Raw genomic sequence first — 21,339 nt, forward strand, 5'->3', positions numbered from 1 at the left:
CGTCGATGATGGAGCGCGGCGATGACAAGTCGAGCGCTTTGCGGATCGGCCTCCGCACGCCATATAGCGGCCTTGGGCGCAGTTTGGGACAACGGCATGACGCGTTTGATGGCGAGAGTTCTGGCCGCCCTGGCGATGGCGGCGGCTTTCGCCCTTCCGGCCCAGGCCGCGCCGGTCCAGACCGGGCACATCGAGGCCGAGCTGGTGGCCCGCGACGCCGGCGTCACGCCGGGCGGAACCACCTATGTCGCCCTGCGCCAGAAGATCCAGAAGGGCTGGCACACCTATTGGCGCAACTCCGGGGACTCCGGCGAGGCGACACAGATCAACTGGACCCTGCCGGCCGGCTGGACCGCCGGCGAGATCGTCTGGGCGCCCCCGACCCGCCAGCCCACCGGCCCGCTGATGAACTACGGCTACCAGGGCGAGGTGCTGCTGCCGGTGGCCATCACAGCGCCGAAGTCCGCCCGGCCCGGCGAGACCATCACCCTCAAGGCCGCCGCGTCCTTCCTGGTCTGCGAGGAGATCTGCGTCCCGGAGGACGCGATCCTGACCCTGGACCTGCCGGTGGTGGCCGCCGCGCCGCAACCCGACCCCAGGTGGGGGGCGGCCGTCGCCAAGGCCCTGGACGCGGCGCCCAAGCCGGCCGGCCTGACGGCGACCTTCGCCCGCACCGCAGGCGGCCTCAGCCTCGCCGTCACCGGCGCGCCCCTGACGCGCGCGGACCTGGCCGACGCCTATTTCTATCCCTTCAAGTCCACGGTCATCGACCACGCCAAGCCCCAGGGCATCGAGCGCGGCGCCGAGGGCCTGACTCTGGTCCTGACCCCCGGCTACGACTTCACCAAGGGGACCGCGCCCAAGGCCCTCGACGGGGTGTTGAGCCTGGGCGGCCAGGCCTATGAGCTGACCGCCGCCGAGGGTCCGCCCCCGCCGGGCAGCTCGGGCCTCGGCGCGCCGCCGGCCAGGCCGAGCGCGGCCGCCCCCGGGGCGGGCCTCGGCCTGGCGCTCGCCTTCGTCTACGCCCTGTTGGGGGGGCTGGTGCTCAACCTGATGCCCTGCGTCTTCCCGATCCTGGCCATGAAGGCCACCTCCCTGGCCGGGCATGGGCATGAGCACGCCGCGGCCCGGGCCCAGGGCCTGGCCTTCCTGGCCGGCGTGCTCGCCACCTTCCTGAGCCTGGCCGGCGTGCTGATCGCCATCCGGGCCGGCGGCTCGGCGGTGGGCTGGGGCTTCCAGTTGCAGTCGCCGGTGGTGGTGGCGGGCCTGGCCCTGCTGATGTTGGCCGTGGCCCTGAACCTGTCGGGCCTGTTCGAGGTCGGGACCTCCCTGCAGGGGGTCGGCACGGGCCTGGCCTCCCGGCGCGGCCTGGCCGGCGCCTTCTTCACCGGGGCGCTCGCCGTCGTGGTGGCCGCCCCCTGCACGGCGCCCTTCATGGGCCCGGCCCTGGGCTGGGCCCTGACCCAGAGCGAGCCGGTGGCCCTGGCGGTCTTCCTGGGCCTGGGCCTCGGCTTCGCCGCCCCCTTCACCCTGGCGGCCTTCGCGCCCGCCCTGCTGACCCGGCTGCCCAAGCCCGGTCCCTGGATGGAGACCTTCAAGAAGCTGATGGCCTTCCCGATGTACGGGGCCGCGGCCTGGCTGGTCTGGGTGCTGACCGTCCAGGCCGGCGAGATGGGCCTGGCCCGCATCCTGGCGGCCGCCGTGGTCCTGGCCCTGGCCGCCTGGATCCTGGGCCTGGCGCAACGCCGGCAGGCGCAGGGCGGCAAGCCCCTGGTCCTGGCCGGCGTCGGGGCTCTGCTGGCCATCGGCGCCTTCGTCCTGGTGCTGGTTCCGGCCTACGCCGCGCCCGCCGCGGCCGCCGCCAGCGCCGAGGCGGCGCCCGAGCCGGGGACCATCCCGGCCGGAGTCTACAGCCCCGAGGCGGTGGCGGCGGCGCGCGCGGCGGGCAAGCCGGTCTTCGTCAACTTCACCGCCGCCTGGTGCGTCACCTGCCAGGTCAATGAGAAGGTGGCCTTCGGCACGGCCGAGGCCGCCGAGGCCTTCGCCCGCACCGGCGCGGTCTATCTGAAGGCCGATTGGACGCGGAAGGACGCGGTGATCGCCGCCGAACTGGCCCGCCACGGCCGGGCCGGGGTGCCGCTCTATCTCGTCTATGGGGTGACGGACCCCGAGCCGAAGATCCTGCCCCAGTTCCTCACCCCGGCCCTGGTGGCCAAGGCCCTGGACAAGGCGAAGGCCAGCTAGACCGGCGCGCTCGGCGGGGCGGTGATGACCTCGACATTGTCGTTCAGCAGATAGGCCATGTCGCGCAGGGCCAGGTCGCGGTCCTTGGGGGTCGCGGCGGCGGTGACGGCGTCGAGCTTCAGGGGCAGGTCCTGGGAGATGCCGCGCAGGATGCACTTCAGATCGCCGTCGGTGCCGCGCTGAGCCAGCAGCAGGTGGCCCTGCATGTCCAGGGCGGCCAACTCGCCGATCTCGGTCTTGAAGGTGGGGGGCAGGGCCTTGCCGGCCCGCACGCCGTCCACCTGGGCCTTCAGGGCGCCGGCGCGCTTGACGATATCGGCGAAGAGCGGCTCGGTCGCCACGGCCGAGGGCGGCGTGCTGAGGCCCGCGCCGGGCGAGACCGGGCCGGTGGCGGCGAGCCAGAGGAAGGCGAGGGAAGCGGCGGCGTCGCAGGACATGACGATCCTCGTTGCGCGAACTAAGACAGGGGACTGTGCGCTCCACCTAGCCGCAACATGGTAAACGCGATCCTACCGCGCGACTTGAAGGCCAGCTTGATGACGACCCGTGACGCCGCCTGGACCAACCTGAAGAACGCCGCCGTCGCCGCCCGCGACCCGATCGCGGGCCTGTTCGCCATCGAGCCCGAGCGGATGGAGAAGATGGTGGTGGAGGCCGCCGGCCTGCGGATCGACCTTTCCAAGCAGCCCTGGTCCCTGGGGGATCTCGACACCGCCCTGACCCTGGCCAGGGCCTGCGACGTGGAGGCCGCCCGCAACCGCCTGTGGGCGGGAGAACGGGTCAACGGCTCCGAGGGCCGGGCGGCCCTGCACATGGCCCTGCGGGCGCCCGACGGTTCGGACTTCAAGGCCGACGGGGTCCCGGTGTCCCGCGAGGTCGAGACCATCCGCGGCGCCATGCGCGCCTTCGCCGAGGCCGTGCGCTCCGGCGCCAGGACGGGCGCGACCGGCAAGCCCTTCAAGGCCATCGTCCATATCGGCATCGGCGGCTCGGACCTCGGGCCCCGGCTGGTCTGGGAGGCCCTGCGGCCGTTGAATCCGGACATCGAGCTCCGCTTCGCCGCCAATGTGGACCCGTCGGAGACGGCCCTGGCCCTGGCCGGCCTCGATCCCGCGCAGACCCTGGTGGTGGTGGTCTCCAAGTCCTTCACGACCGACGAGACCCTGGCCAATGCGCAGGTGGTCCGCGCCTGGCTGCGCGCAGCGCTGGGCTCCGCGGGCGACGCCCATCTGGTGGCGGTGTCGGCCGCGCCGCACACGGCCCGGGCCTTCGGCGTCCCGGCCGACCAGGTCTTCGCCTTCTGGGACTGGGTCGGGGGCCGCTATTCGATCTGGTCGGCGGTGGGGCTCTCCTGCGCCATCGGCCTGGGCTACGACGTCTTCGAGCGCCTGCTGGCGGGCGGCGCGGCCATGGACGCGCATTTCAAGCGCACGCCGCTGATGCTCAACGCCCCGGTGCTGCTGGCGCTCGCTCACGTCTTCAACCGCGACGGCCTGGACCGGCCGCTCCGCGCGGTGATCCCCTATGCGGCGCGGCTGCGCCTGTTCCCCAGCTTCCTGCAGCAGCTGGAGATGGAATCCAACGGCAAGCGGACGGACGCCCAGGGCAGGCCGGTGGCCCACGCCACGGCGGCCTCGGTGTTCGGCGACGCCGGCACCAATGGCCAGCACGCCTTCTTCCAGATGCTGCACCAGGGGACCGACGTGATCCCGGTGGACTTCGTGGCGGTGGCCACGAGCTCGGAGGGTGAACCGGCCAACCACACCATCCTGCTGGCCAACGTCATCGCCCAGGCCGAGGCTCTAATGGTGGGCCGCAGCGAGGCCGATGTGCGCGAGGAGCTCGCCGCCCAGGGCCTGCCGGCGGCCGAGATGGACGTCCTGGCCCCCCAGCGGACCTTCCTAGGCGACCGCCCCTCCAGCTTCATCCTGATGCAGGCCCTGACGCCGGAGGCCCTGGGCGCCCTGATCGCCCTGCATGAGCACAAGGTCTTCGTCGAGGGCGTGCTCTGGGGGATCAACAGCTTCGACCAGTGGGGGGTGGAACTGGGCAAGACTCTGGCCACCCGCATCCTCGCCGAACTGGAAGGTGGCGCGCCCGGCGTCCATGATCCCTCCACCGCCGATCTCGTCGCGCGGCTCAAACGCTAGATCTCTGAAGGAACTCCCATGCGCGACCTGACCGGCAAGACCGCTTTCATCACCGGCGGCGCCAGCGGCCTTGGCCTGGCCATGGCCCACGCCTTCGGCGAGGCGGGCATGAACGTCATGCTGGCCGACATCGAGGAGGCGCCCCTGGCCGCCGCCGTGAAGGACCTGGAGGAGCGCCAGATCCGCGCCAGCGGCGTGCTCTGCGACGTGGCCATCCGCAACGCCGTGGAGGCCGCCGCGGCCAAGACCATCGAGACCTTCGGCAAGGTGCACGTGGTCTGCAACAACGCCGGGGTCGGCGCCGGCGGGCCCATCGATCAGGTGCGCCACTCCGACTGGGACTGGGTCCTGGCGGTGAACCTGATGGGGGTGGTCTACGGCATGGAGACCTTCCTGCCGCTGATCCGTTCGCACGGCGAGGGTGGGACCTTCGTCAACACCGCCTCCATGGCCGGGATGATCTCCCCGCCCGGCATGGAGCCCTACAGCGCCACCAAGTTCGCGGTGGTGGCCATGTCGGAGGGCTGGGCGGGCCAACTGGCGCCGGAGAACATCAATGTCGCCGTGCTCTGCCCCGGCTTCGTGAAGACCAAGATCAACCAGTCGGGTCGCACCCGCCAGGCCCAGTTCGGCGGGCCGGTGGACAGTCCGGTGGCCGCCGCCTCCCTGGTGGACAGCGGCATCGACCCCGAGCGGGTCGGCCGTCGGGTGCTGGAGGCGGTGCAGGCCGGCGAGCGCTACATCTTCACCCACCCGGACATGCGGCCCTTCGTGGAGGCGCGGTTCGCGGGTCTGATGGCCGCCTTCGACGCCGCCGCCGCCAGCCCGGCCCTGGCCGGCATGGACTACAAGACCCCCGACCTCAGCGGCATGGCCCAGGCCGACTGAGCCGACTCAGCCCTCGTCGCGGATGTGGTCGTGGCCGCCCTGGCGGCCGGGGCGCCAGTAGCCCTCGGCGCTGATCTGGTCCTTGGCGAAGCCGCGGGCCAGCAGGCCCTGGCGCTGGGCCCGCACGGTGCTGGTCTCGCCGATGACATAGGCGTGGCCGCGGCCGGGGCGCGGCGCGAAGAGGGCCAGGCGGTCGATCAGGCGCGGACTGCCGGGGACGGCGGGGCCGCCGCGCACCAGCCATTCCAGCTCGACGTCGCAGGCGGCGTCCAGAGCCTGCTGGTCGGCCTTCTCGGCGACCTCGAGGAAGGCGAAGGCCTTGGCCCCCGCCGGCAGGCTCTCGATCATAGCGAAGATCCCCGGCAGGCAGGTTTCGTCGCCGACGAAGACATGCCAGTCGGCGGCCGGGGCGATCATGGTGTGGCCGCGCGGGCCCCGCGCCTCCAGCCGGTCGCCAGGCTTGGCGGCCAGGGCCCAGCGCTCGGCGGGGCCGCCGTGGCCGTGCAGGACGAAGTCGATGTCCAGCCGGTTCGCCGCCCTGTCGGCCGAGCGGATCGTGTAGTGGCGGCGCCCCGGCTGGCCGTCGTCGCCGGTCATCATCAGCACCAGGTCCTGGCCTGGGCGGTGCTCGAACCCGGTCAGGTCCTCGGCGGAAAAGGTGATGCGGCGCATGTGCGGGGTCAGGTCGCGCGCCTCGACCACGGTGAGGGGCCAGAGCGGCATGGGGGGGCGAAGGGGGCGGGTGGCGGTGAAGGTGTCGGTCATGGGGAGGCTCGTCGTTGCTATCGAGATATATCGAAACACAGACGATATATCTTTGCAAGCGGCTCTCATCTGGCGAGGGGACTCGCCATCCTCCATCGGCCGCGCTATAGGCCCGCCCGCAATGACCGCCACCGCGCTCCACCACGGCCACCACCATGCGACCCGCCACGGCGGGCTCGGCCGGGGGCGTTTGGCCTAAATTCCCCGGCGCCGAGCCCCCCGCAGACGCGGATGGGGCTTGAGCGAGACCGCCAGGCGCCATCCGTCGAACCCCAGCTTTCAGGGATACCGACGATGGAATTCTCCGCCCCTTTGCCGCAACGCCTGCGCCCGCGCCTTGCCGCGCGCGCCGCCATCGCTTAAGCGCGCGCCATGACGAATGACCCGACACGTCCGGAAGCCCGCGCGCCGCGCGGCTTCAACGACCGCCGCGCGCGGGACCTCACCGCCGAGCGCCAGATCCTGGCCAAGGTTTCCGAGGTCTATGAACGCTACGGTTTCGAGGCCTTCGACACCGGGGCCCTGGAATATGCCGACGCGCTGGGGAAGTTCCTGCCGGACGCCGACCGCCCCAATGAGGGGGTCTTCGCCCTTCAGGACGACGACGAGCAGTGGATGGCCCTGCGCTACGACCTGACCGCGCCGCTCGCCCGGTTCGTCGCCCAGAATTGGGAGACCCTGCCCAAGCCCTTCCGCCGCTACGCCTTCGGGACGGTCTGGCGCAACGAGAAGCCCGGTCCCGGCCGCTTCCGCGAGTTCACCCAGTGCGACGCCGACACGGTGGGCTCGGCCCGCCCCGAGGCCGACGCCGAGATCATCGCCATGGCCGCCGACGGCCTGACGGCCGCGGGCCTGCCGGCCGGCGCCTATGTCATCAAGATCAACAACCGCAAGCTTTTGAACGGCCTGCTGGCCACCGCCGGCGTCACCACCGAGGGCCAGAAGCTGGCAGTGCTGCGCGCCGTGGACAAGCTCGACCGCCTGGGCGCCGAAGGCGTGCGCCTGCTGCTGGGGGAGGGCCGCAAGGACGAGTCCGGCGCCTTCACCAAGGGGGCTGGCCTGGGAACCGCGGCCGCCGAGGCCGTGCTGGCCTTCACCGCCGCCGGGGCCGAGGGCCGCTCCGAGACCCTCGACCGTATCGCCAATGTCATCGGCGGCTCGCCGGAGGGCGACGCGGGCCTGGAGGAGCTGTCGCGGATCGACAAGGCGCTGATCGGCATGGGAGTCGCCCCCGACCGGGCGATGTTCGACCCGTCCATCGTGCGGGGACTGGAATACTATACCGGCCCGGTCTTCGAGGCCGAGCTGCTGCTGGCCACCAAGGACGAGACCGGCGCCCCGGTGCGGTTCGGCTCGGTGGGCGGCGGCGGGCGCTATGACGACCTGGTGGCCCGCTTCACCGGGGAACAGGTCCCGGCCACCGGCTTCTCCTTCGGGGTCTCGCGCCTGGCCTCGGCCCTGCGGGCGGCGGGGCGGGACCTGGGCGGCGACGTGCGCGGCCCTGTCGTGGTCATCGCCTTCAACAGCGAGGACATGCCCGCCTATTACGGCGTGGTGGGGGAGCTGCGCGCCGCCGGCATCGCCGCGGAGGTCTATCTCGGCAGCTCGGGCATGCGGCCGCAGATGAAGTACGCCGACCGCCGGATGGCGCCGGCCGCCATCATGCTGGGGGGCGACGAGATCGCCGCCGGCACGGTGACGATCAAGGACCTGGACCTCGGCCGCGAACTCTCCGCCGCGGTCACCGACAACGCCGAGTGGCGCGAGCAGCGGCCCGGCCAGCAGACCATCCCGCGCGCCGAGCTGATCCCGGCCCTGCGCCGCATTCTGGACGCGCCGAAATGAGGGCCGAACCGCGGGTTCCCACCGAGGCCCTGGCCGCCATCCGCGCGCCCCTGAGCGACGGCGCATCGAGCGTCGACGCCCCGATCCTGCAGCCGCTGGGCCTGCTGCTGGAGCTGGCGGGCGAGGCCATGCGCGCGCGGCTGTTCGTGGTCCAGGCCGAGGGAGGGCAGGAGTCCTGCCTGAGGCCCGACTTCACCGTGCCGGTGACCCGCCTGCACCTGGACGCCGGCGCGGCGTCGGGCCGCTATTACTATGAGGGCAAGGCCTTCCGCGCTTCGCCCGACCATCCCGACCGGCCCGAGGAGTTCGTGCAGATCGGACTGGAGCGCTTCGACGCGCCCGGCGTGCCGACCCTGGAGGCCGACGCCGAGATCGCTGCGCTCGCCTGGCGCTCGGCCCTGGCCGGGGGCCGCGACGACCTGCTGCTCTGGCTGGGGGACATCGCCCTGTTCGCCGCCTTCGTCGACAGCCTGGACCTGGCCCCGTCCCTGGCCGCCCGCCTGAAGCGCGCGGCCTCGCGGCCCCGTCTGCTGCAGGCCGAACTGGCCCGCGCCGGCGCCGAGCCGCGGGCGGTGGAGAGCAGCGCCCTGGCCGATCTGCTGGCCAGCCGCTCGCCGGACCAGGCCGCGATCCTGCTGGAGGAGGTCTGGGCCCTGGCCGGGATCGAGCCCGTGGGGGGCCGCGGCCCCGCCGAGATCGCCCAACGCCTGATCCGCCGGGCCGAGGCGGTAACCGCCCCGGCGCTCACCTTGAAGCAGGCCGACAGCCTGCGCCGTTTCCTGGCCGTGGCCGACACGCCGGCCGCGGCCCTCGCGGCCCTGCGCGACATCGCCGGACCCAAGGCCGGCCCCTTCGCCGCGGCCCTGGCCGAATGGGAGACGCGGCTGGCCCTCCTGGTCCAGGCCGGCGCGCCGGCCGGCGGACTGATGCTGGCCACCGCGCTCGGCCACGCCTTCGAATATTATGACGGCCTGACCTTCGAGGTCCGCTCCACGGCGCTTGGCGCCGACCGGCCGGTGGCCGTGGGCGGGCGCTATGACGGCCTGCCCGCCCGCCTGGGCGGACCGGCCGGCGCGCGGGCGGTGGGCTGCATGGTCCGCCCCTGGCGCGCCTTTGCGGGAGGCGAGGCATGAGCGGTCCCCTGATCATCGCGGTGCCCTCCAAGGGCCGTCTGAAGGAGCAGGTCGAGGCCTGGCTGACCGACTGCGGGCTGAAGCTGTCGGTGAGCGGCGGGGCGCGGGGCTACATGGCCGAGATCAAGGGCCTGGCCGGCGCCCAGGTGCGCCTGCTGTCGGCCGGCGACATCGCCGAGGCCCTGGACGCCGGCGAGGTCCACCTGGGAATCACCGGCGAGGACCTGTTGCGCGAACGCGGCGGGGACCTGGACAGCCGCGCCCTGCTGCTGCGGGCCCTGGGCTTCGGCCGCGCCGACCTGGTGGTGGCCGTGCCCAAGAGCTGGCTCGACGTCGACACCATGGCCGACCTGGAGGAGGTGGCCCACGATGTCCTGGCCCGTACGGGCCGGCGCATGCGGGTGGCCACCAAGTACCTGGTGCAGACGCGGACCTTCTTCGCCCGCCACGGGGTGGCCGACTACCGGATCACCGAGTCCGGCGGCGCCACCGAGGGGGCTCCGGCGGCCGGGGCCGCCGAGCTGATCGTCGACATCACCACCACCGGCGCCACCCTGCTGGCCAACGGCCTGAAGATCCTCGCCGACGGGGTGATCCTGAAGAGCCAGGCCCAGCTCGCCGCCTCCCTTCGCGCCACCTGGTCCGACGATCAGCTGGCGGTGGCCGAACACCTGCTGCGGGTCATCGAGGCCCGGGCCACGGCCCATGAGAGCGCCACCCTTGTCTGGCCGGCCGGCGACAAGGAAGACGCCTTGATCGACGAGCTGGTGGCCGCCGGCGCCTCGCGGCGGCCGCACGGCCTGCTGGTCCCCGTCGACCGCATCGCGGCGATCTCGACCCTGCTCACCGCGCGCGGACGAGGCCCGGTCACCGCCTCGCGGCCCGACTTCGTGTTTGAGACAAGTTGTGTCGCGTTCGAGACTCTCGCTCAACGCGTCAAGAATTGACTCTTGAGTCAAAAACAACGCCGTCTGGCGGTTGAATCCACGGGATCGCGAAAATCTGATCGAAATTAAGCCGCCCGGCGGATTTCAACGCATTGACTCGGGCGAGAAATTGCCGTTTTCTCAGTCCTGCGAGAGACATGGCGACACTAGTTCGACAGTCTCCGGCGTTTCGGGGAGGAAACGCCCGCTCAATAAGAGCTACGGCTCAAAATAAGGCCCGCTGCGATTATCCCCCGCAGCGGGCCAAATTTTTGTCCGACACAAATTTTGACACATGAGTCAAAAAAGTTGAAGCCCGATTCCCCGGGCCCCAACCCTCCTGATCGTCACCAGATGCGGACGCGGTTTTCCGGGGCCACGTACATCTTGTCGCCCGACTTCACGCCGAAGGCCTTGTAGAAGGCGTCCACGTTCCGCACCGGGATGTCGGCGCGGTACTGCTCGGGGGAGTGGGGGTCGGAGACCAGCCGCTGGCGGGTGCGGTCCTCGCGGGACTTGGAGCGCCAGACCTGGGCCCAGCCCAGGAACACCCGCTGGTCGCCGGTCAGGCCGTCGATCACCGGAGCCGGCTTGCCCTTCAGGGACGCGTGGTAGGCGTCCAGCGCCAGCAGCACTCCGCCCAGGTCGGCGATGTTCTCCCCCATGGTCAGTTCGGGATTGATGTGGGCGCCCGGCAGGACCTCCACCGCGGCGTATTGCGCGCCGTACTTCTTGGCCTGGGCGTCGAACTTGGCGGCGTCCTCGGCGGTCCACCAGTCGGTGAGCCGGCCGTCGCCGTCGGACTTGCGGCCCTGGTCGTCGAAGCCGTGGGTGATCTCGTGCCCGATCACCCCGCCGATGCCGCCGTAGTTGATGGCCGGGTCGCCGTCGGGATCGAAGAAGGGCGGCTGCAGGATGGCGGCCGGGAAGACGATGCCGTTCTTGGTGGGGGAGTAGTAGGCGTTGATGGTCGGGGGCGTCATGCCCCATTCCTTCTTGTCGACCTTCTCACCCAGGCGGTTGACGGTGCGGTTCCACTCAAAGGCGGTGGCCCGCGCGACATTGCCGTAGAGGTCGCCGTCCTTGATGGTCAGGGCCGAATAGTCCCGCCAGGTTTCCGGATAGGCGATCATCACGCTGAACTTGGCGAGCTTCTCCAGGGCCTTGGCCTTGGTGGGCGGGCTCATCCAGGTGAGCTTCTCGATCCGGCCCTTCATGGCGCCTTTGATGTCGGCCACCAGGGCGTCCATCTTGGCCTTGCTCTCGGGCGGGAAGTAGGCGTCGACATAGAGCTTGCCCAGGGCCTCGCCGATCTGGCTGTCCACCAGGGTCACGCCCCGTTTCCAGCGGTCGGCCTGCACGGGCTGGCCCGACAGGGTCTTGTTGCGGAACTCGTAATTGGCCTGGTCGAAGTCCTTGGAGAGATAGGGCGCGGCCTGGTCGGCGAGGTGGAAGGCCTGCCAGGCCTTCAGGGTGTTCAGCGGGGTCTTGGCGTACAGCGCCGCGATCTTCGGGAAGGCGGTGTTCTCGGCCACCACGACCTTCTGCACGCCGGCCAGGCCGGCGCCGGCCATGAAGGCGGTCCAGTCGAAGCCCGGCGCATAGGCCGCCAGGTCCTTCACCGCGAAGGGGTTGTAGGTCTTGTCGTCGTCGCGACGCTCGGCCCGGGTCCAGGAGACCTTGGCGATCTCGGTCTCGAACTCGACGATCGCCTTGGCGTTGGCCGCCGGATCGGTCCAGCCCGACAGGGTCAGCAGCTTGGCGACATAGGCCTCGTAGGCGGCCTTCTGCGGCGCGAACTTGGGGTCGAGATAGTAGTCCCGGTCGGGGAGGCCGAGGCCGCCCTGGATCAGGGTGACCACATAGTGTTCGGGGTCCTTGGCGTCGTCGCCGGGATAGGCCCCGAACACCGAGCCGCCGAACATCATCTGCGACTTGCCCATCAGGCGGGCGACGTCGCTCAGGGTGTTGGACTTGGAGATCTCCGCCAGGTCGGCGGCCATCGGCTTGGCGCCCAGGGCGTTGACGGCGGCCTCGTCCATGAAGCTGCGATAGAGGGCGCCGATCCTGGCCTCGTCGCCGGCGGCGGCCGGGTTGGCCGAGGCCTTCTCCAGCACCGCCCGCATGCGGTTGACCGACAGCTCGTTGAGCTTGTCGAAGGAGCCGTAGCGGGAGCGGTCCGCCGGGATCTCCATCTGCTTCAGATAGGTCCCGTTGGCGTACATATAGAGGTCGTCGCGGGGGCTGACGCTCAGGTCGCGGCCGGCGCTGTCGAAGCCCCAGGGGCCCATGCGCGGGGCCTTGGCCAGGTCGGTGGTGTCCGCGGCCAGGGCGGGAACGGCGCCGAGCGCCAGGGCGGACGCCGCGCAGGCGGCGAGCCAGAAGGTCTTCATGGGGTGTTCAAAGCCTCGGAAAGGGTTTGGGCGCGACCATGCCCCGGTCGCGCCCGCCCTGGCTCGTTACATTTTGGTTACGTTCAGGTGGTGACGCCAAGCTTGGCCAGGGCCAGCGCCTTGAGGGCCTTGTAGTCCAGCTTGCCGTTCGGCGCCCGGCCGACGGGCGCCAGGACCAGCTCGCGGGGGGCCTTGTAGTCGGCCAGGTGGCTTCGCACGTGGGCGGCCAGTTCGGCCAAGGTCGGCTCAGCCTTGCCGATCACCTCCACCACCGCGCAGATCCGCTCGCCGAAGCGCGGGTCGGGCACCCCCACCACCGCGGCGTCACGCACGCCGGGGAAGCGCTTGAGGGCCTCTTCCACTTCCTCGGGGAAGACCTTCTCACCTCCGGTGTTGATCACCTGGGAGCCGCGGCCCAGCAGGGTGATGGAGCCGTCGGCCTCCACCGTCGCCCAGTCGCCGGGCACGCTCCAGCGCTTGCCCTCGAAGGTGCGGAAGGTCTTGGCCGACTTTTCCGGGTCCTTGTAGTAGCCGCTCGGCGTGAAGCCGCCGACCGCCACCAGGCCGCGGACGCCGGAGCCGGGCAGGACCCGCTCGCCGTCCTCGGTGAACACCGCCGCATTGGGGCCGGTGGTGAACTTGGCCGTGCCGGCCGCCGCGCCGCCGCCGGAGACCGACGAGGCCAGGCCCAGGGCCTCGGAGGAGCCGAGGCTGTCCATCAGCATGATGTGGGGCAGGTGCTTGAGCAGGCCCTGCTTGTTCTCCGCCCCCCACATGGCGCCCGAGGAGATGATGCGCTTCAGGCTGGGCATCGGCCACTTGCCGGGGTTGGCCTCCAGGGTCTCCAGCATGGGGGCGGCGAAGGCCGGCCCCACGATGATTAGGCCCGAGACGCCCAGGCGCTGGACCTCGTCGAACAGCTCGGCGGGGTTGAAGCGGCGCGAGGGCAGGGTGGCCACCGCGCCGCCGGAGACCAGCTGGCCGAAGCCGATGAACTGGCCGGTGGCGTGCATCAGCGGGGCGACCGGGATGGTGATGGGCTGTTCCCCGGAGGCCTCGACGGCCTTGGCGCGCTCGCCGGCCTCGGCCACCCGTTCCATGGGGGGCAGGCCCAGCAGCAGGTTGGCGCCGCCGCCCAGACCCTTGAACAGGTCTTCCTGGCGCCACATCACGCCCTTGGGCATGCCGGTGGTGCCGCCGGTGTACATCAGCAGCAGGTCGTCGGCGGACCGGCCCCAGGGGGCCTCGACGTGGTCGGCGCCCTTGGCGACGATCTCGTCGTAATTGACCGCCCAGTCGGGGATCTCGCAGCCTGGCTCCGGAACCGCGACCCAGGTCTTCACCTTGGGCAGGCGGCCGCGCACCTTGTCGGCCATCTCGGCGAAGGAGGCGTGGAACACCACGGCCTCGGCGTCGGCGTTGTCGAACAGGTAGGTCAGCTCGTCGCCGCCGTACCGGTAGTTGGTGTTGAAGGGGACGAAGCCGCCCTTGAAGGCCGCGAAATAGGTCTCGATGTATTCCGGCGCATTGTAGAGATAGGCGGCCACCTTCGACTGATGGGTCAGGCCGGAGTCGATGAAGTGCTGGGCGAGCGCATTGGCGCGCCGATCGAAGTCGCGCCAGGTGATGACGCGCTCACCATGAATAAGGGCGGGGCGGTTGGGGATGGCCGAGGCCACCGACTCCCACAGGTTGGCGTAATTCCAAACCTCCACGGGCAATCCTCCATACTTAAAATATGGAGCGCATAAACGTTCGGTCGGCGCTGCTGTCAACGCCGACCGAACGGTCGTTTTAGTGGTTCATATGATCCATCGGCATGGCGCCCATGGCCGGGGCGCCGCCCGCCGGGCCGGCGCCCACGGCGAACTCGATCTTCAGCCGCGCGCCGCTGGAAAAGACCAGGGTGGCGGGGACGGCGTCGCCGGCCTTCTGCGCCTTGGCCAGGCCGATCAGCATGATGTGGTACCCGGCCGGGGCGAAGGTGATGGCCTTGCCGGGCGGCAGCAGGACGCTGTCGAGGCGCTGCATCCTCATGACGCCGCCGTCCATGGAGGTCCTGTGCATCTCCACGAGCCGGGCCGCGGGGCTTTCGATGGCGGTCAGGGTGTCGGGGGCGGCGCCCCGGTTGGTGAGGGTCATATAGCCCGCGCCGTTGGTTCCGGCGGCGGCGGGCCGGCTCCAGGGCTGGCCGACCTCGAGCCCGCCGAGGCGGTAGGTGGCGGCCTGGGCCGGGGCGGAGATCAGGACGGCGGCGCTCAGGCCGAGGATCAGGTTTCGCATGGAATCCACTCTATCAGGTTCAGGGCTGTTCGGCGGGCGCGACACGGAGCGCCGGGGCCGGATGGGAGAGGTCACCGGGCGGTTCGCCCGGGTCGGGGATCTGGGTCCATTGGGACTCCTGGGTCCCGCAGGTCTGGACGGTGGGGAAATAGAGGACCCCCGCCGCGGCCGACAGCTTCACCAGGATGGCGAAGGTGTCGAACTGGTCGGCCGGCAGCTCGCCGCGCCAGGTGAAGGCCGTGGGCCGGTCGCCGATCTTCTCGATGCTCAGCGTCCAGCCCGGCTTGGGCTGGGGCCGGGCGCTGGCGAGACCTTCGGGCGTCTCGATGCGCAGGGCCGTGGTGGCCGCCGCGCCGCAGCCGTGCCCGACCCGGAAGCTCACGGTCTGGTAGGCGCCGGCCGGAGCCTGGCCGGGGTCGGCGCCGACATGGGCCAGGGCCGGGGACGCCGTCAGGCCAAGTCCGGCGGCCAGGACGGCGGATTTCAGTAGCGCCATGTCAGGCCTCCGAAGACGGACCGGCCCTCGCCGGGGAAGAAGACGGCCTGCGAAACCAGGCGGGCGTCGGTGATGGCGCCGAAGTTGGAGACGTAGCGCCTGTCGAACAGGTTGCGGGCGTCGAGGAACAGGCTGAGGCCCCCTGCCAGCTTCCAGCCGGCGCCGAGGTTTGCGACGGCGTAGGCCGGCGATCTCAGGGTGTTCTGATAGTCGACGACGGTGTCCTTGAGCGACCACTCGACGGAGGGCGCCACGAACCAGCCGGAGGGATGCGCGTAGCGGAGCTCAGCCCGGTAGAGGTGCTCGGGCACGACGGGGAGGCGGTGGTCGCCGTACTGGATGTCGCCCTCGAACCGGAAGTCCGACCAGGCGTAGGTCTGCCGCAGCCGCAGGCCCTGGACAATCGTCCAGTCGAGGCCGGCCTCCAGGCCCTGATGGATCGTCCTGTCGGCGTTGAAGGTGGCGGCCGGAATCCCCTGGGCGGCGTTGACCGTATAGGTGAGCAGCTCGTGCTGGAGCTGGGCGCGGTAGAGGGCCAGGTCCCAGATGAGCGGCCCCCGGCGTCCGCGGGTTCCGATCTCGCCGGTCCAGGCGTCCTGCGGTCTCAGAGGCGTGAAGCCGCCGACCATGGGCGACAGGGCGCTGAAGTTGGGCGGCTCCACCGAGCGGGTCAGGTTGGCGTAGACCTGGGCGCCGGCCTCATCCTGCCAGAGCAGGCCGATGCGCGGAGCGAACCAGTCGTCGTCCTTGCCGGCGGTCAGGTCGAAGCTGGCGGCCACGCCCGGCAGCCTGAAGCTCTGATAGTCCCGCTCGGCGCGGCCATAGGCGCCGCCGGCCACCAGGGCGACCTGGTCGGTCACGAAGACCCGGCCCTCGGCGAAGACATCCAGGGCCCGGGCGTTCTGGCGGCTCTTGGCGGTCTGGGCGCCGTGGGAGCCGGCCCGGTTGACCCACTGGTTGGCGTCCAGGTCGCCCGAGCGGAACGAGACTCCGTAGAAGGCGTCGGCGCGGCGACCGGCCAGTTCTCCCTCCCAGTCGAAGCGGCCGAAGGCGCCCCAGTTGCGGCTCTCCTGGTCGATCACCTGGAAGATGGGGTGGTCCAGGTCCTTCCAGGTCGCATAGACCCCGCCCTCGAACACCGTCGACGGCGTCAGCCGCCAGCGGGTCTGCAGGGCGCCGCGCACCGAGCCCATGTCGCGCTGGTAGTTGAGAGCGCGGTTGGCGGGATTGGCCGCCTGCGGACTGTTCAGGGCCTGGGCCAGGGTCACCGAACCGGGAATCTCCTGGTGGACATAGCCGCCGTGGATCAGCAGGCGGATTTCCTGCTCGCCGCCGAAGCGGCGGCCGATGTTCAGGCTGGCATGCTGTTCCTGGCCGGCGCTCTGGGCGCGCCAGCCCTCGGCCTGCTGGGCGGTGACCGCCCCGAAGACATCCCAGTCGCCCCGAACCCGCGCCGCCTCGGCGTGGCCGCGCAGGGTCCCATAGGACCCGCCTTCCACACGGAGCAGGTTATCGGCCCCGGCGTCGCGGCCGGTGGGGGTCACCAGGTTGATGGCCCCGCCCAGCAGGGCGCCGCCGAACCGCAGGGCGTTGCCGCCCTTGTAGACCTCGGTGTAGCGGGCGATCGACGGGTCGATCAGCTGGAAGTCGCCAAAGCCGTCGGCCTCGTTGAAGGGCACGCCGTCCTGGGCGAGCAGGGTTCCGCGGTTGTGGGTGGAATTGCCGATCCCCGAGCCGCGGATCGAGAGCCGGGTGTCGCCGCCCCATTTCTTCTGGGCGTAGACCCCGGGCACGTCCCGCAACAGGTCGGCGAGGCCGGGGGCGTAGCGGCTGGCGTAGGATTCGGCCGAGACCACCGCGACCGCGCCGGGGGTTTCGGACAGGCGCGCCCGGGCCTGGGCGACGACGGGCGGGTCCTCGGGGTTGCGGGCGGCGGTGACGACGACGCTGTCGACGGTGGTGGGCTGTTCCTCGGCCAGGGCGAGGGCCGGGGCGGCCAGGGCCCCGGCGGCGAGCAGGACGGCGCGCAGCGTGGCGCGTGAAGACGAAGGCATGTGGAGATTCCAGACTCAAGGACGTCAGGACGCGCGCGGACGCAGGGACCGGCGCGTGGTGAAGGGTCAGAGAGTGTGGCTGGGAGGGCCTTGGCCGAAGGGGCGGGGCGGGGCGCGGGCGCCGCGCAGGACGACTTCGACGGTCGGGGCCTGGACGATGCGTTCGGCCACATAGGCGATCGGGACGACAGACAGTTCCGGCGTCGCCGTCACCGCCAGGGTGGCGCCCAGGCAGTCGTGGCAGGGCAGGCCGGCGAAGCCCTTCTGGGCCTTGCCGTCGTGGTCGATGACCACGGTCTTGGCGCCTTCCGGGGTGCAGAGCTCGATGCGGACGCCGCCCGTCGACTCCGCGGCCAGGGCGGCGGCGGGCAGGAGGGCCTGGATCAGCAGGGCGGCGACCGCGAACAGGACGGCCAGGGGCGTACGCCCCCGCGACCTGCCTCGATCCGCGCCCATCTGCATGGCGCCGGTCATAAGGCCGTGAACGCGGGTTCCGCAAGGCCCCTTCCGACGGGCATAGTCACGCTCATCCACAAGGAGAGCGCATGGAAGGCCACGTTTCGCCCGGCGAATACAAAGACGTCATACTCTTTCTCGCCACCGCCGGCGTGATCGTGCCTCTGTTCCGCCGTTGGCGGATCAGCCCCATCCTCGGCTTCCTCGGCGCCGGGGTGGTGCTCGGCCCCTACGGCCTGGGGGCGCTCAGCGACAGCCTTCCCTGGGTCGGCTACTTCACCATCGACAACCCGCAGGAGGTCGCCCAACTCGCCGAGTTCGGCGTGGTCTTCCTGCTGTTCATGATCGGGCTGGAGCTCTCCTGGGAGCGCCTGCGGCTGATGCGCCGCTTCGTGTTCGGCATGGGCGCCCTGCAGGTGGGGCTCTGCATCGCCGCCATCGCCGGCGTCGCCATCTTCTTCGGAGTCGACCCGATCGCGGCCATGGCCATCGGCGCGGCCCTGGCGCTGTCCTCCACCGCCGTGGTCATGCCGATCCTGACCGAGCAGAAGCGCCAGCACTCGACCGCCGGGCGCGCCACCTTCTCGGTGCTGCTGTTCCAGGACCTGGCGGTGGCCCCGATCCTGATCACCCTGGCCATCCTGGGCCGGGGCGGCGGCGATCAGGCCTTCTCGCCCAAGCTGCTGTTGGCCTTCGCGCCGGCGGTTCTGGGGGTTCTGGGGCTGGTGGTGTTCGGCCGGCTGCTGCTGCGCCCCATGCTGAAGTCGGTGGCGCGCGCCAAGAGCGAAGAGCTGTTCATGGCCGCCTGCCTGCTGGTGGTGATCGGGGCGGGGCTGGTGAGCGCGCTCACGGGCCTGTCCATGGCGCTCGGCGCCTTCATCGCCGGCCTGCTGCTGGCCGAGACCGAGTACCGCCACGAGGTCGAGGTCACCATCGAACCCTTCAAGGGCCTGCTGCTGGGCCTGTTCTTCCTCTCGGTGGGCATCGGCCTCGATCTCTCGATCCTCGCGGCCCAGCCCCTGCTGGTGCTGGGCATGGCGCTCGGCCTGATCCTGCTGAACGCCTCGGTGGTCTACGGCCTGGCGCGGCTGTTCGGCCTGAAGTCGCCGCCGGCGATCGAGGCCGGCCTGCTGCTGGCCGGCGGCGGCGAGTTCGCCTTCGTCATCCTGTCGGCGGCCATGGGGGACGGCATCGTCGACCGCGCGATCGGCCAGACGGTGCTGGTCTCCTCCACACTGTCGATGATGTGCATCCCGCTGCTGGCGGCCCTGGGGCTGAAGCTGGGCGGGCGCAAGGTGTCCGGGGAGGGCTTGGCGGCCGAACCGCCGGCGCCGGCCGACGGGGAGAAGCCCCGGGTCCTGGTGGTGGGCTACGGCCGGGTCGGACGGCTGGTGGGCGACATGCTCAGCCGCCACGACATTCCCTGGGTCGCCGCCGAGCGGGATCCGCGCCTCGTGGAGGCCGCCCGCCGCGCCGGCGAATCAATCTTCTTCGGCGACGCCTCGCGCCCGGAATTCCTGCGGCGCTGCGGCCTGGAGACCGCGCCCTCCCTGGTGGTGACCATGGACGCCCCCGACGGGGTGGAGACCATCGTCGCCACCGCCCGCCAGATGCGGCCCGATCTCACCATCGTGGCCCGCGCGCGGGACGCCCGGCAGGCCCAGAGACTCTATGAGCTGGGCGCCACCGACGCCGTGCCGGAGACCGTCGAGGCCTCCCTCCAGCTCTCCGAGGCCGTGCTGGTGGAAATCGGCGTGCCCATGGGCCTGATCATCGCCTCCATCCACGAGCGTCGCGATGAGTTCCGCAAGTCCCTCAACCGGCCCGAGGCCCTGGGCGGCCGCGTGCGCCGTTATCGGCGCAACGCAGAGGCGTGAGTCGGGCCGCCGCCCTGCGCCGATATTCCACGGTTGGGCGAACATGTTGTTCATCTTGAACAAAGTGCGTCACAGTGCGGTCTTAAAGAGACACAGCCGCCCCATCTTCGCCTGGAGATGGCCTCGTAAAAATTGTCGGGAACCAAATATGGGAGCCGACGTTCTCGGGGTCGGTGCGACAGGGGCGCGCCAGTGGTAAGAGGGGCAGGGGATGTCGCGCGAGCGGTTCGGAATGATCGAGACAGACGCTGTTTCGCCGTCCGGACGGGCCTGCGACCTTCCGGCGGGTTTACAAGATAACCGTGGAACTGGGCGATGGGCGCGGGGCGCCCGAGGTGGCGGTTTGATTCGTCGCGGCCAAGTTCAACGTCAAGATTCGACACTCCGGCGTCCGCCAGGCACGCTGAAAGTGGCTCGAAGGAGGACTCTGTCTTCCGTCCCGAAGTTGATCGCTGAGGGGTTTATTGTGTAGCGTCCTGGCGTCTAGTTCGCGGGTCGGGCAGATTGGCGGTCGGTGTGGCTTCGGCGACACTTTCGCCGCGCTTCGGCCTTGTTATAAAGGTGCTGGGTCATATGGCCGCAGCAGAGGGCAATGAGAGGGCTCTGATATGAAATTCAAACTCCTGGCGGGAGCCGCCCTGGCTGCGGTGTTCGCCGCGTCCGGTGCTTCCGCTCAAGAAGGCTGGTACGGCGCCGTCGACCTTGGCTACCACTGGCCGGAAGGCATTGAAGCCGACTCGTCCAACAACGCCGCGAACGCCAAGCCCTATTCCTGGACGTTCGACCAGGAAAAGGATTGGGCCGGCTTTGCTCGTCTCGGCTATCAGCTGAACGACAACTGGCGCGTTGAACTCGAAGGCGGCTACCGTCCGGGCGACATCAAGTCGGTCCGCGGCGGCACGGGCAACTCGATCCTGGGTCTCTGCACCCCGGGCGTGCTGCGCACCGCCGGCGCCCCGACCTGCGGCGCCCCGACCGGCGAGATCGAGTCGTGGACCGTCATGGGCAACGTGCTCTATGACTTCGCCCCCGGCGCGACCATCAATCCCTTCGTCGGCGCTGGCGTGGGTATCAACCACGTCTCGCTGAAGACCGTCGGCCAGTTCTCCAGCGTGACCGGCGCGATCACTGCGGCGAACCCCGCCATCCAGAACCTGACCATCGACGACGACGATACGGCGCTCGCCTATCAACTCATCGCCGGTCTGGCCTGGCAGGCGACTGACAAGCTGAACGTCGACCTGACCTATCGTTGGCTCGGCGGCTCGGACCTCGACTTCGCGTCGACCGGTTCGAACGCGCTGCAACCCGGCGTCTTCAGCGGCGAATACCGCGACCAATCGGTGACCCTCGGCCTGCGTTACTCCTTCGCTTCGCCGCCGCCGCCCCCGCCGCCCCCGCCGCCCCCGCCCCCGCCGCCTCCCCCGCCCCCGCCTCCTCCGCCCCCGCCGGCGTATGAGGCCAAGCAATTCATCGTCTACTTCCCGTTCGACCAGTACGTCCTGACGCCGGAAGCCCAGACGGTGGTTTCGGAAGCCGCGAACTACGCCAACGCCGGCCACGCCACCCGCGTGGTGGTCGTCGGTCACACCGACTCCTCCGGTTCGCCGGCCTACAACGTCCGCCTGTCGGAACGTCGGGCCAAGGCCGTGGCTGACGCGCTCGTCGGTCAAGGCGTCGGCGCCGGCTCGCTGCAAGTCGACTGGAAGGGCGAAACGCAACTCGCCGTTCCGACCGGCGACGGCGTGAAGGAACCGCTGAACCGCCGTTCGACGATCGACATCAACTTCTAAGATATCGATCTCGGCGGTTCGCCGAACTAAGCGAGG

The 21,339-nt window shown here is 70.7% G+C and carries 16 protein-coding genes; 8 read left to right on the forward strand and 8 right to left on the reverse strand.

What is annotated here, in order from left to right; genetic code table 11:
* The first annotated feature begins 108 nt into the window (after window positions 1-108).
* The gene (locus AC1RN5_RS18360; RefSeq protein ID WP_493042675.1) at window positions 109-2,244 is read left to right on the forward strand and encodes a protein-disulfide reductase DsbD family protein; all 2,136 of its coding nucleotides are present in this window, start codon (window positions 109-111) and stop codon (window positions 2,242-2,244) included.
* Here the strand turns inward: AC1RN5_RS18360 and AC1RN5_RS18365 are convergent.
* Entirely contained in the window at window positions 2,241-2,681 is a 441-nt protein-coding gene (locus AC1RN5_RS18365) for a hypothetical protein (protein WP_493042678.1), read from the reverse strand. The two genes, AC1RN5_RS18360 and AC1RN5_RS18365, sit on opposite strands and share 4 nt — an antisense overlap.
* 99 nt (window positions 2,682-2,780) lie before the next feature.
* On the opposite strand from AC1RN5_RS18365, the gene pgi reads away from it, so the two are divergent.
* Window positions 2,781-4,394, forward strand: coding sequence for a glucose-6-phosphate isomerase (gene pgi / locus AC1RN5_RS18370; RefSeq protein WP_493042679.1), 1,614 nt, complete (start codon window positions 2,781-2,783; stop codon window positions 4,392-4,394).
* 18 nt (window positions 4,395-4,412) lie between these two features.
* Window positions 4,413-5,282, forward strand: a complete 870-nt coding sequence (locus tag AC1RN5_RS18375) for an SDR family NAD(P)-dependent oxidoreductase (protein ID WP_493042681.1) — start codon at window positions 4,413-4,415, stop codon at window positions 5,280-5,282.
* Window positions 5,283-5,288: 6 nt separating this feature from the next.
* On the opposite strand, the gene AC1RN5_RS18380 is transcribed toward AC1RN5_RS18375, so the two are convergent.
* Complete coding sequence (locus AC1RN5_RS18380) at window positions 5,289-6,047, reverse strand: siderophore-interacting protein (RefSeq protein WP_493042683.1); 759 nt, start codon at window positions 6,045-6,047, stop codon at window positions 5,289-5,291.
* Window positions 6,048-6,419: 372 nt separating this feature from the next.
* On the opposite strand from AC1RN5_RS18380, the gene hisS reads away from it, so the two are divergent.
* From hisS to hisG, 3 genes are read left to right on the forward strand one after another with little or no spacing between them, the layout of a single operon-like run.
* Window positions 6,420-7,892: a histidine--tRNA ligase gene (gene hisS, locus AC1RN5_RS18385; RefSeq protein WP_493042686.1), complete on the forward strand. Its 1,473-nt coding sequence runs from the start codon at window positions 6,420-6,422 to the stop codon at window positions 7,890-7,892.
* On the forward strand, window positions 7,889-9,025 hold the full coding sequence (locus AC1RN5_RS18390) for an ATP phosphoribosyltransferase regulatory subunit (RefSeq protein ID WP_493042687.1): 1,137 nt from the start codon (window positions 7,889-7,891) through the stop codon (window positions 9,023-9,025). The genes hisS and AC1RN5_RS18390 overlap by 4 nt, the downstream gene beginning before the upstream one ends.
* Window positions 9,022-9,972 (forward strand): ATP phosphoribosyltransferase, encoded by a 951-nt coding sequence (gene hisG / locus AC1RN5_RS18395; protein WP_493042689.1) that lies wholly within the window; start codon window positions 9,022-9,024, stop codon window positions 9,970-9,972. Before AC1RN5_RS18390 ends, hisG begins: the two co-directional genes overlap by 4 nt.
* 326 nt (window positions 9,973-10,298) lie before the next feature.
* On the opposite strand, the gene AC1RN5_RS18400 is transcribed toward hisG, so the two are convergent.
* The 6 genes from AC1RN5_RS18400 to AC1RN5_RS18425 all read right to left on the reverse strand — a co-directional run bounded on the left by AC1RN5_RS18400 (window position 10,299) and on the right by AC1RN5_RS18425 (window position 17,633).
* Window positions 10,299-12,344 (reverse strand): M13 family metallopeptidase, encoded by a 2,046-nt coding sequence (locus AC1RN5_RS18400; RefSeq protein ID WP_493042690.1) that lies wholly within the window; start codon window positions 12,342-12,344, stop codon window positions 10,299-10,301.
* Between the two features lie 83 nt (window positions 12,345-12,427).
* The gene (locus AC1RN5_RS18405) at window positions 12,428-14,059 is read right to left on the reverse strand and encodes an AMP-binding protein (protein ID WP_493042691.1); all 1,632 of its coding nucleotides are present in this window, start codon (window positions 14,057-14,059) and stop codon (window positions 12,428-12,430) included.
* Window positions 14,060-14,138: 79 nt separating this feature from the next.
* On the reverse strand, window positions 14,139-14,627 hold the full coding sequence (locus tag AC1RN5_RS18410; protein WP_493042693.1) for a copper chaperone PCu(A)C: 489 nt from the start codon (window positions 14,625-14,627) through the stop codon (window positions 14,139-14,141).
* A 19-nt stretch (window positions 14,628-14,646) separates the two neighbouring features.
* Entirely contained in the window at window positions 14,647-15,123 is a 477-nt protein-coding gene (locus AC1RN5_RS18415) for a YcnI family copper-binding membrane protein (protein ID WP_493042695.1), read from the reverse strand.
* Entirely contained in the window at window positions 15,111-17,177 is a 2,067-nt protein-coding gene (locus AC1RN5_RS18420; protein WP_493042697.1) for a TonB-dependent receptor family protein, read from the reverse strand. Before AC1RN5_RS18420 ends, AC1RN5_RS18415 begins: the two co-directional genes overlap by 13 nt.
* A 66-nt stretch (window positions 17,178-17,243) precedes the next feature.
* The gene (locus tag AC1RN5_RS18425; RefSeq protein WP_493042699.1) at window positions 17,244-17,633 is read right to left on the reverse strand and encodes a DUF2946 family protein; all 390 of its coding nucleotides are present in this window, start codon (window positions 17,631-17,633) and stop codon (window positions 17,244-17,246) included.
* An 89-nt stretch (window positions 17,634-17,722) separates the two neighbouring features.
* Here AC1RN5_RS18425 and AC1RN5_RS18430 point away from each other — a divergent pair, with 89 nt between their 5' ends.
* On the forward strand, window positions 17,723-19,510 hold the full coding sequence (locus AC1RN5_RS18430) for a cation:proton antiporter domain-containing protein (protein ID WP_493042701.1): 1,788 nt from the start codon (window positions 17,723-17,725) through the stop codon (window positions 19,508-19,510).
* Window positions 19,511-20,118: 608 nt separating this feature from the next.
* On the forward strand, window positions 20,119-21,303 hold the full coding sequence (locus AC1RN5_RS18435) for an OmpA family protein (RefSeq protein ID WP_493042702.1): 1,185 nt from the start codon (window positions 20,119-20,121) through the stop codon (window positions 21,301-21,303).
* Window positions 21,304-21,339: the final 36 nt, after the last annotated feature.

This window comes from Phenylobacterium sp. GW821-FHT12F10 (assembly GCF_058806695.1).

Coding starts and splice junctions, on each gene's coding strand:
- AC1RN5_RS18400 (WP_493042690.1), bottom strand. CDS start 12,344: ATGAAGACCTTCTGGCTCGCCGCCTGCGCGGCGTCCGCCCTGGCGCTC.
- AC1RN5_RS18430 (WP_493042701.1), top strand. CDS start 17,723: ATGGAAGGCCACGTTTCGCCCGGCGAATACAAAGACGTCATACTCTTT.
- AC1RN5_RS18415 (WP_493042695.1), bottom strand. CDS start 15,123: ATGGCGCTACTGAAATCCGCCGTCCTGGCCGCCGGACTTGGCCTGACG.
- pgi (WP_493042679.1), top strand. CDS start 2,781: ATGACGACCCGTGACGCCGCCTGGACCAACCTGAAGAACGCCGCCGTC.
- AC1RN5_RS18360 (WP_493042675.1), top strand. CDS start 109: ATGGCGAGAGTTCTGGCCGCCCTGGCGATGGCGGCGGCTTTCGCCCTT.
- AC1RN5_RS18380 (WP_493042683.1), bottom strand. CDS start 6,047: ATGACCGACACCTTCACCGCCACCCGCCCCCTTCGCCCCCCCATGCCG.
- hisG (WP_493042689.1), top strand. CDS start 9,022: ATGAGCGGTCCCCTGATCATCGCGGTGCCCTCCAAGGGCCGTCTGAAG.
- AC1RN5_RS18375 (WP_493042681.1), top strand. CDS start 4,413: ATGCGCGACCTGACCGGCAAGACCGCTTTCATCACCGGCGGCGCCAGC.
- AC1RN5_RS18420 (WP_493042697.1), bottom strand. CDS start 17,177: ATGCCTTCGTCTTCACGCGCCACGCTGCGCGCCGTCCTGCTCGCCGCC.
- AC1RN5_RS18425 (WP_493042699.1), bottom strand. CDS start 17,633: ATGGGCGCGGATCGAGGCAGGTCGCGGGGGCGTACGCCCCTGGCCGTC.
- hisS (WP_493042686.1), top strand. CDS start 6,420: ATGACGAATGACCCGACACGTCCGGAAGCCCGCGCGCCGCGCGGCTTC.
- AC1RN5_RS18390 (WP_493042687.1), top strand. CDS start 7,889: ATGAGGGCCGAACCGCGGGTTCCCACCGAGGCCCTGGCCGCCATCCGC.
- AC1RN5_RS18410 (WP_493042693.1), bottom strand. CDS start 14,627: ATGCGAAACCTGATCCTCGGCCTGAGCGCCGCCGTCCTGATCTCCGCC.
- AC1RN5_RS18435 (WP_493042702.1), top strand. CDS start 20,119: ATGAAATTCAAACTCCTGGCGGGAGCCGCCCTGGCTGCGGTGTTCGCC.
- AC1RN5_RS18365 (WP_493042678.1), bottom strand. CDS start 2,681: ATGTCCTGCGACGCCGCCGCTTCCCTCGCCTTCCTCTGGCTCGCCGCC.